This is a genomic window from Longimicrobiaceae bacterium, assembly GCA_035696245.1.
Lineage (GTDB): Bacteria > Gemmatimonadota > Gemmatimonadetes > Longimicrobiales > Longimicrobiaceae > DASRQW01.
Window position 1 is genome coordinate 1 of sequence record DASRQW010000500.1, and the last position, 12,692, is coordinate 12,692.

Genomic DNA, 12,692 nt, shown 5'->3' on the forward strand with positions numbered 1-12,692 from the left:
GCGATGACGAACGAGGTGGCCATCACCATGGGGTAGTCGCGCGAAAGGATGGCGTCCACGATGGCGCGTCCCATTCCCGGCCAGGCGAAGATGGTCTCCACCAGCACCGCGCCCGAGAGCAGGAAGGGCAGGTACAGGCCCAGCAGGGTCACGATGGGGATCAGCGCATTACGTAGCGCGTGCTTGAAGATCACCTTGCGCTCGGACAGGCCCTTCGCGCGCGCCGTGCGGATGAAGTCCTGGTGGATCACCTCCAGCATGGCCCCGCGCATGTACCGCGCGACGCCCGCGGCCGAGCCGATGCCGAGGGCGATGGACGGCAGGATCAGGTGCACCAGCCGGTCGCGGATCTGCCCGCCCGCGCCCAGGTAGTCGTAGTCCACGCTGGTCATGCCCGACGACGGCAGCGCGTGCCAGCCCCACTCGCTCGCCTTGAGGGCGAAGATCAGGGTCAGCATCAGCGCGAACCAGAAGCTGGGCATGCTATAGAAGAAGAGTGCCAGGAAGGTCAGCACGTTGTCGGCGACCGAGTACTGCCGCACCGCCTGCACGATGCCGATGAGCATGCCCACCACGAAGATCACCACCAGCGAGATCAGCGTGAGCTGGAGCGTGTTCCACAGCACCTCGGGCAGGATGTCGCGGATGGGGCGCATCTGCCCGAACGAGTAGCCGAAGTCGCCCGTGAGGAAGGACTTCATCCACTTCAGGTACTGGATGTGGAGCGGCTGGTCCAGGCCCAGGTTGCGCCGCATCTGCTCGATGACCTCGGGCGCCACGTTGGGGTTGAAGAACCGCGCCGTGGGGTCGCCCGGGGCCAGGTGGATGATGAAGAAGATGAGCGTGAGCACCCCCAGCAGCAGGGGGATGGCGCCCAGCAGGCGGCGCAGAAGGTAGCCGATCACGGCGCCCCCCGCTCAGCTCTTGGCGGGCGCTGCGGCGGCGCCGGCCTGCGGGCGGCGCTGCTGGCTCTTGGGGATCCACCACTCCCAGGTGTTCTGGTATGCGCCATAGGTGTCGACCTTCATCCCTTTGAGCCGGTTGTTCACCCCGTCCACGCTGTCCCAGTACCAGAGCCAGGTGTACGGGTGCAGCGAGACGATGCGCGCCGCGGCCTGCTTCCAGAGCGGGTTCGCCAGCTCCTCGGTGGGCTGCGCAAGCGCCTTCTCGAAGAGCGCGAACGTCTGCGGGTCGTCGTACCAGACCCGGTTGAACGGGCTGTTCTTGGACCACAGCTCGTCGAGCGCCGGGGAGAGCGACACCGACCAGCCCGCCGCGGCCGCCTGGTACTCCTTGCGCGTCAGGCGGTCGTTGTAGGTGTTGAACTCCTGCACCGCCAGGTGCGCATCCACCCCGATCCGCTTCCACTGCTGCTGGATGATCTGCGACGCGTCTGCCCGCCGCGGGTTGCCCGAGTTGAGCAGCAGCTCGAAGCTGAACGGCTTCCCGCCCTTGTCCAGCACTCCGTCGCCGTCGCTGTCCTTCCAGCCCTTGCCGGCCAGGATCGCCCGGGCCCGCGCGGTGTCGTACGGCAGCGGGCCCATGGTGGCCGGGTCGTACAGCTCCTTGAAGATGGGCGAGTACGGGCCGCCCGCCGGGACCGCGTAGCCGTTCATCTGCAGCGCGGGGATGATCCCCTTCACGTCGATCGCCATGCCCAGCGCCTCGCGGATCTCGGGGTCGGCGAAGGCGTCGAAGCCGCGCGGGTTGTACTGGATGAAGTCGTAGTTTCGCTGCTGCTCGCGCTCGAAACGCACGTTCGGTGCCTGCGCCTTCACGTGCGCGATCTGGTCGAACGAGATGGGACGGGTGAAGTCGACGCCGCCCGTCATCAGCTCGGTGAGGCGGGTCGTGGCCTCGGGGATGATGCGGATCACGATCTGGTCCAGCCGCCCCGGCACGCGGAAGTACGGGTTGCGCACGAACACGATGCGGTCGCCCTTGAACCACTGCCCGATCATGTACGACCCGCTCACCACCAGCTTGCCGGCCGGGTTCAGAAGCGCCGGGTGCGTGCGGATGGCGCCCGGGTCCATGCTGCCGTACACGTGCTTCGGGGCGATGTTGAGCCCGGAGTGGTACAGCATCTCCGGGTAGCGCTGCTTGAACCAGAAGGTGACCACGGAGTCGTTCTGCGCCGTCACCGAGTCCAGGTGCGCCAGGTAGTCCTGCCGCGGCGAGGCGAGCTTGGGGTCGCGGATCACGTCATACGTCCACACCACGTCCTGCGCGGTGATGGGCTGCCCGTCGCTCCACTTCAGCCCCGACCGCATGTAGTAGCGCAGCCCGGCGCTGTCCGGGCCCACGTACTCGTAGTGGTACGCCAGCGCCATGGGCGAGTCGTTGGACGTGAGATACACGATCTTGCCGTCGCGCCAGGCGCCGCGGGTGAGCGCCATGTACATCATGTCCATCATGTCGCCGTCCAGCGCCGTGTCGAAGATCAGCGGCATGGGCTTGGAGATGTCGGCCAGCTCGGCCAGCACCGCGGTGCCCCCGCTGTCGGGCTGGGCGTCGCTGCCGTCGGCACCCGCCGCGGTCTTGCCCGCGCCCTGGTCCCCGCCGCACGCCGCCGCCAGGCCCGCCACGACCACCGCCAGCGCGCGCCGCGCCCCGGCCCACCCGCTGCTCTGGTTCCGCATCATCCGTCGTCCGTTGGGGTTGTTCCGCATCGGGCCGTGAAGCCGCCGCGCCGCGCATCTCCCGATCACGCGTCGCTCGCGCTCCCGTCCGCCGGCCATCTCCGCACCTGCCCATCCGCCGTTCATCCATCACCATCACGATCCGCGTCCGCTCGTCCGCCGATCTACCATCGGCCGAATTCGCAGACCTGCATCTTCCGACTCTCGAACGCCGTTCGACCCGTCCGCATCTGCCGCTCGATCCACTCCACATCATCCGATCGGCTGACGGACTGCGTCAATCGGTAAATGCTCATCCGATCACCCCCCCTCCTCCTCGCTGGACCGCATCTCCGATCATCGACTGAGAGCGTCAGGCGACGATCTCGGTCGAGGCGATGCGGTGTCAGTGCGCCCTCCGGGCTTCGGGGGTGATGTACCACTTCGCGGCGCCGACCAAGTCGCCGCGGGCGTCCGGGTGCACGTTGCGCAGGCGGTTGCTCACCCCCTCGCGGCGCTGGTCGAAGTCGATGAAGGTGAACGGCACGTCGGCCGCGATCTTCCGCTGGTACTGCTCCCAGACCGGCTTGGCGGCCGCGCGGCTGGGGATGGTCTGCAGGGTGTCGAGCATGCGGTCCACCTGCGGGTCGCAGTAGCCCACCCACTGGAACGGCCCGCCCATCTTGCGGCACGAGAAGAGGTCGGTGTCGTCGATGCGGAACTCGGTGGTCCACCCGATCGCCACCGCGTCGAAGTCGCGCCGCGACGGGGTCTGGAGCTGGTCGAGCAGCGTGCCCCACTCCACGATCTGCGGCTGCACGTCGATGCCCACCTTGCGCAGGTCCGACTGGGCCCGCACCGCGATGTCGGCGCGGATCTGGTTGCCCTGGTTGGACTTCATGGTGAAGCGGAACGGCCGGCCGGACGCGTCCTCGATGGTCCCGTCGCCGTTGCGGTCCGTCCACCCCGCCTGGGCCAGCAGGCGCTTGGCACCCTCCGGGTCGTACTTCAGGTCCGCGCCCGCCTGCGGATCGTACTGCCAGTAGAACGGCGGCACGGTGGACGCGGCGAGGGTGCCGTAGCCGTACAGCACGCCGTCGATGATGGCCTGGCGGTTGATGGCCATGGTGAGCGCCCGCCGCACCCGCGCGTCCTTGAAGAACGGCCGGCGCTCGTTCCACGCGATGATGGTGAACGAGCGGTCCGGGAAGGTCTCCAGGCGCGCCGCGGCGCTGGACTTGATGCGCGGCGTCTGCTCGGCCGGCGGGTTGATGTAGTAGTCTACGTTCCCGCTCAGCAGCTCGTTCAGGTTCGTGGCCGGCTCGGGGATCACGCGATACACCAGCCGGTCCAGGTACGGGCGCCCGCCCAGCTCCTTGGGATAGCGCGGGTTGGCCTCGAACACCCATTGCTGGCCCTGCGCGTGCGAAACGAAGCGGAACGGCCCGTTCCCCACCGGCGCCTTGGTGCCGAAGGGGTGGTTCTTCATCTCCTCGGGCTTCGTGCCCTGGAGGATGTGGCGCGGGACCGCGAAGAAGGTGCGCCACGGGTCCATGAACTCGGCGTGGGGCGTGAGGCGCACCTTGAAGGTGAACGAGTCCGGCGCCTCGGCCGTGCCGTAGTGCGTGAAGAAGTTGCTGTTGGGATACGCGGTCTTCGGGTCCTTCGCCATGTCGTAGGCGAACTTCAGGTCCTGCGCGGTGGTCTTCACGCCGTCCTGCCAGTACACGTCGCCGCGCAGGTGGAAGGTCAGCTCGGTGCTGTCGGCGTTCAGCTCCCACGACTTTGCCAGCGCCGGCACCGGCTCCAGGCGGTCGTTGTACGCGACCACAGGCGTGAAGAGCACGAACATCTGCACGTTGTTGCCAGACTGGTCACTGGAGGTGAGCGGGTTCACGTCCGGGATCTCGCCGATGGCGCTCACCACGGCGGTCCCGCCGAAGCGCTGCGCCTCGGGCACGTCGGCCCCGGCTCCGCTTCGGGACGCCGCGCCGCCGCCGCCTCCGCAGGCGGCGAGCAGGGCCAGGGCCAGGAGCGGAAAGGTGCGGGCATATGCGTTCTGCATGTCGGTACTTCCGGGAAGGCGGGGTACGGCGGGCGCCGGCCTGGCCGGCGGGCCCCCGCGGGTGCGGAGGGCCCCTGGTGTACTGGCCCGGCGCGTGGGGTGTTCCTTCCCGCGGCCCGTACTCCGTCCGCTCCCGGCCTAGTGCTGCTGGCGGTTGGCGGGGATCCACCACTCCCGGACGTTCACCAGCTTGCTGCGCGCGTCCATCTTCACGCCCTGCAGCCGCGGCCCCACGGCGGCGATCTCCTCGGCCCAGAAGAGCACCGTGACCGGCTGCTCCTGCTGCATGAGCTGCGAGAACTGGAGCCAGATGGGCTTGGCCTTTGCCGGGTCGCCTTCCTCGAGCCCCGCCTGCATCAGCGCGTCCGCCCGCGGGTTGCAGTAGCCGGTGCGGTTGGCGGACGCCGGCTTGCGCGCCTCGGCGCAGGAGAAGAGCGGCGTGGGATCGGCCTTGAAGTAGTCCCACGTCCAGTTGGTGATGATGGCGTCGTAGTCGCGCGCCTTGTGCTGTCGGAGCATGGTCTGGAACTCCACAGGCTGGATGCGCGCATCCACGCCCACGGCGCGAAGCTGCTGCTGGAGCACGGTCGCCACGTCGGTGAAGAGCTTGTTGGCGGCGCTGGTGATGATGGTGAAGCGCAGCGGCTGCCCGCCCTTGTCCACCAGCCCGTCGCGATTCGTGTCGGTCCACCCCGCCTGCGCCAGCAGCGCCTTGGCCCCGGCGGGGTCGTACGGCAGCGGCTGGAGGCCCGGGTTCATGGGGCTGATGGGGGGGATGACGGAGCCGCCCGGCTTGGCGAACTCGTAGAGCAGCGCCTGCATGATCTTGGTGCGGTCGGTCGCCATCGTCAGCGCCCGGCGCACGCGCGGGTCGGAGAACTGCGGCCGCGCGGTGTTCCAGCCCAGGTACGTGAACTCGCGCGAGGGGTAGTGGAAGACCTGCACGCCCTGCTGCTTCACCATCCGCTGCGCCTCGTCGGGCAGCACGGTGTAGTTCACGTCGCTGGTGCGGCCCGCCAGCTCGCTGCTGCGCGTGGTGGCCTCGGGGATGACCTTGAAGACGACGCGCTGCAGCCGCGGCGGCCCGCCCATCGACGCGGGGAACTGCGGGTTCGCCTCTAGCGTGAGGGCCTGGCCGGACTGCCACGACACGAACTTGAACGGCCCGCTGCCCACCGGCTGGCGATTGAAGGGCGCCTGCGTGAGCTCCGCCGGCTTCACGTCCTTGAGCAGGTGCTTGGGCAGCGGCGCCCACCAGAACCCGTCCAGCGGCTGCGAGTGCGGGGCCACGAAGCCGAAGCGGATGGTGAGCGGATCCACCACCGTGGCGGACTTGATCATCCCCAGGTAGGCCGAGCCCAGCAGTGACGCGGTCTCCGGCAGCTTGGCTAGGTCGAAGGTGAACTTCACGTCCTCGGCCGTCACGGGCTGGCCGTCGTGCCACTTCACGCCGTCGCGGATGTGGAAGGTGACGCTGGTGTCGGACAGCTCCCAGCGCTCGGCCAGGTACGGGACGGGGTTGAGCTTCTCGTCGTACTGGATGAGCGGCGTGAAGAGCATGTTCTTGATGATGTCGTCCGTCGTCAGCGCGGTGTTGGTCACCGGGTTGAAGGCGTCGAAGTCGCTCTTGACCGCCACCACGGCGGTGCCGCCCCGCACGGGCGCGCCCACGGCCGCGCCGCCCGCCCCGCGCGCGTCGCCGCCCCCGCCGCCGCACGCCGCCGTCCCCAACGCGAGCGCGGCCCAAGCCGCGCGAAGTGCCTTCCGTGCGTTCATCCCGTCCCCCGGACGTGTTCTGACGTGGTGGGGCGCGCGGCCCGCCGCGCGCCCGAAGCCTGAGCGGCGCTCAATGATGCCAGGTCCATGCCGCACCCGCGAACCGTTCCATCTCCCTTTCCGCCGCCCGCATCTCATCCTCTGTCGCCTCGTCCGGGGCGAGGGCCACGCCGACCGCGTCGCGCCATCCGTCAGCCAGCGCGGCGGTGAGGGCTTGCCACGACGGGGGAGACGGGAGGAGGGCTGCGAGGCTCGTCGGAGGCTCCCCATCTCCCGCTCCGGCCTCTTCGGACGACGGGTCGAGGAGGAAGGCGCGGACCTCGGACTGGTCGCCGTCCAGCAGCAGGGAGCCGTGCTGGAGGATGACGCCGTCCTCGCGCCGCTGCGCGCTGCCCACGAGCTTGCGGCCGGCGACCACGACCTCGCCTTCCGTGGGGTCCTTGAAGCACGGCGCGAGGGAGGGAACGGGCGCGCGGACGCCCGTCTCGGGTTGGAGCTGAGCGGGCACGCCGAGGCGGCGAAGGCCGCCCACGAGGGCGCGGTTGATGGCCGCGTAGGCCTCGCGCGGGGAGCCGAGGGCGCCCTCGGCCACCGCGACGGAGTACGTCAGCTCGCGGTCGTGGAGGACGGCGCGCCCGCCGGTGGGGCGGCGCACGACCTCGACGCCCGCGCGGTGGAGGGCGTCGAGGTCGTAGCGGCCGCGGGCGGGCTGGTTGCGGCCAAGGGAGAGGCACGCCGGCGTCCAGCGGTAGAAGCGCAGCACCGGCGCCCCGCCCTCGCGTACGGACGCGGCGAGCGCCTGGTCGAGCGCCATGTTCCACGCGCCGCGCGCGGGCGGCGTGTCGAGCAGGCGCCAGGGCGCGGGCGGGGTGGGCATGGGCGGGGAGAGGCGGATGCGAAAAAGCGCGGCGGACGAGGAAAGTCCGCCGCGCCCTCGCTGCGGGGTCAGATGTCGAACGTGTCGCCGGGCTTCATGACCTGCACCTTGGCGCGGCCGGAGAGCTTCCGGCGGAACGCCTCGGGGTCCTGGGCGATGAGGGGGAAGGTGTCGTAGTGCATGGGCACCACGGTCTTCGGCTCGATGAACTCGACGGCGCGCGCCGCATCTTCCGGCCCCATCGTGTAGTTGTCACCGATGGGGAGCAGCGCCACGTCCACCTGGCCGCGCAGCAGCTGCATGTCCATGATCAGCGCCGTGTCGCCCGCGAAGTAAAGCCGGGTGCCGCCGTTGAGCGTGACCAGGAAGCCGCAGCAGTCGGTGGTGAACGCGCCCTCCTTGTCGCCGTCGATGCTGCCCGTGTGCAGCGCGGCGGTGAGCTTGACCTTGCCGAACGGGAAGGCGTGCGCCCCGCCGATGTTCATGCCGTGCCCGTTCTTCACGCCCTGGCTCTGGACGAACGACACCAGCTCGAAGGTGGAGACGACCGTGGCGTCGGTCTTCTTCGCGATCCCGATGCAGTCCGCGAAGTGGTCGGAGTGGCCGTGCGAGACGAGGATGAAGTCCAGCTCCTCCACGTCCTTCGCCTCGATGTCGGCCACGGGGTTGCCGTCGAGCCACGGGTCGAACAGGATGCGCGTGCCCTCGTCGGTGAGCAGCGAGAAGCAGGAGTGGCCGTGGAAGGTGAGCGTCGCCATCTCAACGTCTCCGCAGGTGAAGGTGCCCGGCTCGCGCGGCGAGTTTCAGCCGGCGCGGAGGGATGTGCGTTGGGTTCGAGGGGTGGCGGGGGTGCCCCCTCCCGCTCGCTTAGGCTCGCACCCTCCCCCGCAAGCGGGAGAGGGTTGGGCATCGTGCGACTGGGCTTGCGGCCGCGGCTGATCCATCGGGATCCGTCTCCGCAGCGGGACTTTGCGCCGTCTTTGCCACGGGTTCAACCGCCAGGTAGCCCGGCCGGAGGTCCGCTCAGCCGCCGATCAGCTCCTGGTACGCGGCGGCGTCCATGAGGCCGGCGACGTCGGCGGGGTTGGACGGGCGCAGCTTGATCATCCAGCCTTCGCCGTAGGGATCGGAGTTCACCGCCGCGGGGTTGGCGTCGAGCGCGCCGTTGGCCTCCACCACCTCGCCTGCCACGGGGCAGTACAGGTCCGACACCGCTTTCACCGCCTCGATGGTCCCGAAGCTGGCCTCCGCGTCGAAGCTGGCGCCCGCCTGGGGAAGCTCCACGAACACCACGTCGCCCAGCTCGCCCTGCGCGTAGTCGGTGATCCCCACCGCGAAGGTCCCGTCGCCCAGGTCGCGGACGTACTCGTGCTGCTTGGTGTAGCGCAGGTCCTGCGGAACGTTGGCCATCGATCCTCCAGCGGAAATAGACGGGTCGGGGAACGCCGGGAGAATACGAAGCGCCACCGGGGGCGTCAAGCAAACACGGGGGCCATGGCCCGCCGTCGGCGGGTGCGCATCACCCGTTCAGCCGGCGCTACTTATCGTTCATCCGCCGTGCTGGCGGCTGCGCATCGGAAGCACCCGGAAAGCAGGGCTGACGCGGAGGGCGCGGAGGACGGCGGAGTGCGGGGTTTTTTGACCTTCCCCGCGAGTTCGGCGCGATTCGGCGTTCTGGCTTGTAGAGGCTTGATGGCTGCGGAGAAGTGCCCCCTCCCCCGGCCTCTCGTCCGCAAGCGGGAGAGGGGATAATTGCTTGGTGAGATTGGAGTTGTGGTGCGCCTCTCGTGCATCGTGCCAGGGTTTGCGCATCGGCCGATCGGTGGCCGGAGCGGAGGGGGTGGACAGACTCGGTAGATTGGTTCCGCGCAGGAGGATCGACGGCCGCGCATCTACCGATCACCCTTCGTTCCGATGCGGCTCGCCGCGAGGGCGAGGTCGCGGATATCGTTGCGGCGGCTCGTCTTTCTGCGCGGCTGCTACGCACTTCGGGGCGGCGCCGGGGTAGGAGTGCGCCTGATTGCCGGCCGACGCGCCGGTTTGCCATCGCACGGGGGCGCGGGTAGATTCCGCGGCTTCCCGCCACGCTCAACCGCACCGATAAAGATACCGTGAATAGATCGCTGCTGACCCACACCGACACCTTCGTGCGCCGGCACATCGGCCCCGGCGAGGGCGAGGTCCGCGAGATGCTGGACGCGCTGGGCCATGGCTCGCTCGACGAGCTGATCGACGCCACGGTCCCCGCTTCGATCCGCCTGGAGCGGCCGCTGGCGCTGGGCCCGGAGCGCAGCGAGTACGAGCTGCTGCGCGAGCTGCGGACGATGGCGGAGAAGAACCAGGTGTTCCGCTCGTTCATCGGCATGGGCTACCACGATTGCATCGTGCCGCCGGTGATCCAGCGCAACATCCTGGAGAACCCGGGCTGGTACACGCAGTACACGCCCTACCAGGCCGAGATCGCGCAGGGCCGCCTGGAGGCGCTGCTGAACTTCCAGACCATGGTGGTGGACCTCACCGGCCTGCCCATCGCCAACGCGTCGCTGCTCGACGAGGGCACGGCGGCGGCCGAGGCGATGGCCATGGCGTACGGCATCAAGGGTGGCGAGGCGCGCAACGCCTTCTTCGTCTCCGACCGCTGCCACCCGCAGACGGTCGACGTGGTGCGCACGCGCGCCCGCGCCCGCGGGGTGGACGTGATCGTGAGCGACCACGAGGCGTTCGACTTCTCCACGCCCGTGTTCGGCATGCTACTCCAGTACCCGGCGACGGACGGCGCGGTGACGGACCTGCGCGCCTTCACCGACCGCGCGCACGCCGAGGGCGCCGTGGTCACCGTTGCGTGCGACATCCTCTCCCTGGCGCTGCTGGCGCCTCCGGGCGAGTGGGGAGCGGACTTCGCGGTGGGCACCACGCAGCGCTTCGGCGTGCCGCTGGGCTTCGGCGGGCCGCACGCGGCGTTCTTCGCCTGCCGCGACGAGTACAAGCGCCAGATCCCCGGCCGCATCATCGGCGTGAGCACCGACGCGAACGGCAAGCCGGCGCTGCGCATGGCGCTCCAGACGCGCGAGCAGCACATCCGCCGCGAGAAGGCCACCAGCAACATCTGCACGGCGCAGGTGCTGCTGGCGGTGATGGCGGGCATGTACGCCGTGTACCACGGCCCGCAGGGCATCCGCCGCATCGCCGAGCGGGTGCACGGCCTGGCACAGGTGCTGGCCGAGGGTGCGCGGCGCCTGGGCTACACGGTGGAGCACGAGGTCTTCTTCGACACCGTGCGCATCGGCGTGGGCACGCGCGCGGAGACGATCGCGGCCGCCGCGCGCGACCGCCGCATCAACGTGCGCGTGCTGGACGGCGCCGTCTGCGTGGCGATGGACGAGACGGCGGGCGCCGAGGATCTGCGCAACCTCTTCGCCGCCCTGGCCCGTGGCGGCGCGGTGGACTTCACCGTGGAGGAGCTGGCGGACGCGGTGGACGTGAAGCTGCCGGAGCTCTTCGCGCGGACGAGCGGCTACCTGGAGCACCCCGTCTTCAACCGCTACCACAGCGAGACGGAGATGCTGCGCTACATTCGCCGGCTGGAGTCGCGCGACCTGTCGCTCACGCACAGCATGATCCCCCTGGGCAGCTGCACCATGAAGCTGAACGCCACGAGCGAGATGTTCCCCGTCTCGTGGCCGGAGTTCGCGCGCATCCACCCGTTCGCGCCGGGCGAGCAGACGCGCGGCTACCAGGCGCTGTTCCGCAGCCTGGAGGCCGACCTGGCGGAGATCACCGGCTTCGCGGCCGTCTCCCTCCAGCCCAACGCCGGCTCCCAGGGCGAGTACGCCGGCCTGCTCGCCATCCACGAGTACCACCGCAGCCGCGGCGACGCGCACCGCGACGTGTGCCTGATCCCGCAGTCCGCGCACGGCACCAACCCCGCCAGCGCGGTGATGGCGGGGATGAAGGTCGTGGTCGTGGGCACCGACGCGGATGGCAACATCGACCTGGCGGACCTGCGCGCCAAGGCCGAGAAGCACGCGGACAGCCTGTCGGCGCTGATGGTGACGTATCCCTCCACGCACGGCGTGTTCGAGGAGGGAATCAAGGAGGTGTGCGAGGTCGTGCACCGGCACGGCGGGCAGGTCTACATGGACGGCGCCAACATGAACGCGCAGGTCGGCCTCTGCCGCCCGGGCGACATCGGCGCGGACGTGTGCCACCTGAACCTGCACAAGACGTTCTGCATCCCGCACGGCGGCGGCGGCCCGGGCATGGGGCCCATCGGCGTGGCGGCGCACCTGGTGCCGTTCCTCCCCGGCCACGCGGTGGTGCCCGTGGGCGGCGGCGACCACAACGCCGTGTCCGCGGCGCCGTGGGGCAGCGCCAGCATCCTAACCATCAGCTGGGTCTACATCCACCTGATGGGCGCCGAAGGGCTGACGCGCGCCACGAAGATCGCCATCCTCAACGCGAACTACGTGGCGAGCCGGCTGCAGGAGCACTACCCCGTGCTCTACCGCGGCTCCAAGGGCACCGTGGCGCACGAGTGCATCGTGGACATGCGGCAGCTCAAGGGCGCGGCGGGCATCGAGGTGGAGGACGTAGCGAAGCGGTTGATGGACTACGGCTTCCACGCGCCGACGGTCTCCTTCCCCGTCGCGGGGACGATGATGATCGAGCCCACCGAGAGCGAGTCGCTTTCCGAGCTGGACCGCTTCATCGACGCGATGGTCGCTATCCGCGAGGAGATCCGCGAGATCGAGCTGGGGATCATGGACCGCGCGGACAACCCGCTCAAGAACGCTCCGCACACGCAGGCGGTGGTGGTCGCGGACAAGTGGGAGCATGGCTACGGCCGCGAGCGCGCCGCCTTCCCCAGCGAGGGCACGCGCGAGCGCAAGTTCTGGCCGCACGTGGGCCGCGTGAACAACGCCGCCGGCGACCGCAACCTGGTCTGCTCCTGCCCGCCCATCGAGGCGTACGCGTGACCGGGGCGCCGTCCGGTCGTTTCGCGCCCACTCAGCCCGGACCAGGCGTTCGGGTCATGCAGGGCGTGGAGCGCTGGGCGGCGCGTGGCGTTTGGCATTCCCTCGCAGCCGCCGTCGCGTGTTACGTGCTCGTTCTCCCTGCGGTCAGCACGGTGCTCTCGTGGACGGTGCGTGAAGCGTACGTGCTGGCCGATCCCGCCCACTGGGTGGAGCTGTTTGCGCTGCTGCTCACGGTGGGCACGATCCACGGCTTCCTCTCGCACCGCAGGCGAGCGATGGCGGAGAGCCAGGCGCGGCGCACGGTGGGTCACGCACTGCACTGGACTCCCGTCGCGCTGCTCGTGAGCATGCGGCATATCTCGCACGACCCTGTCCGG

General features: G+C 69.8%; 9 protein-coding genes. 2 read left to right on the plus strand and 7 right to left on the minus strand.

The genetic code is table 11. The features are described 5' to 3' along the window. From VFE05_22415 to gcvH, 7 genes are all read right to left on the minus strand, one after another. The coding region (locus VFE05_22415; GenBank protein ID HET6232847.1) for an ABC transporter permease at positions 1 to 905 on the minus strand (905 nt) is incomplete at its 3' end. A 12-nt stretch (positions 906 to 917) separates the two neighbouring features. Continuing rightward, complete coding sequence (locus VFE05_22420; protein HET6232848.1) at positions 918 to 2,645, minus strand: ABC transporter substrate-binding protein; 1,728 nt, start codon at positions 2,643 to 2,645, stop codon at positions 918 to 920. A gap of 382 nt (positions 2,646 to 3,027) precedes the next feature. Beyond that, complete coding sequence (locus VFE05_22425; protein ID HET6232849.1) at positions 3,028 to 4,686, minus strand: ABC transporter substrate-binding protein; 1,659 nt, start codon at positions 4,684 to 4,686, stop codon at positions 3,028 to 3,030. 138 nt (positions 4,687 to 4,824) lie between these two features. Continuing rightward, positions 4,825 to 6,462, minus strand: coding sequence for an ABC transporter substrate-binding protein (locus tag VFE05_22430; protein ID HET6232850.1), 1,638 nt, complete (start codon positions 6,460 to 6,462; stop codon positions 4,825 to 4,827). 70 nt (positions 6,463 to 6,532) lie between these two features. Further along, positions 6,533 to 7,339 carry a lipoate--protein ligase family protein gene (locus VFE05_22435; GenBank protein ID HET6232851.1) on the minus strand — a complete coding sequence of 269 codons (807 nt, stop codon included), beginning with the start codon at positions 7,337 to 7,339 and terminating at the stop codon, positions 6,533 to 6,535. Positions 7,340 to 7,407: 68 nt separating this feature from the next. Then, positions 7,408 to 8,097, minus strand: coding sequence for a metal-dependent hydrolase (locus VFE05_22440; protein HET6232852.1), 690 nt, complete (start codon positions 8,095 to 8,097; stop codon positions 7,408 to 7,410). A 265-nt stretch (positions 8,098 to 8,362) separates the two neighbouring features. Continuing rightward, positions 8,363 to 8,749, minus strand: coding sequence for a glycine cleavage system protein GcvH (gcvH, locus tag VFE05_22445; GenBank protein ID HET6232853.1), 387 nt, complete (start codon positions 8,747 to 8,749; stop codon positions 8,363 to 8,365). Positions 8,750 to 9,450: 701 nt separating this feature from the next. Between gcvH and gcvP the strand changes: the two genes are divergently transcribed. Together gcvP and VFE05_22455 are read left to right on the plus strand one after the other, a co-directional pair. After that, entirely contained in the window at positions 9,451 to 12,315 is a 2,865-nt protein-coding gene (gcvP, locus tag VFE05_22450; GenBank protein ID HET6232854.1) for an aminomethyl-transferring glycine dehydrogenase, read from the plus strand. A gap of 125 nt (positions 12,316 to 12,440) precedes the next feature. Then, a partial coding sequence (locus tag VFE05_22455; protein ID HET6232855.1) for a hypothetical protein occupies positions 12,441 to 12,692 on the plus strand: 252 nt, incomplete at its 3' end.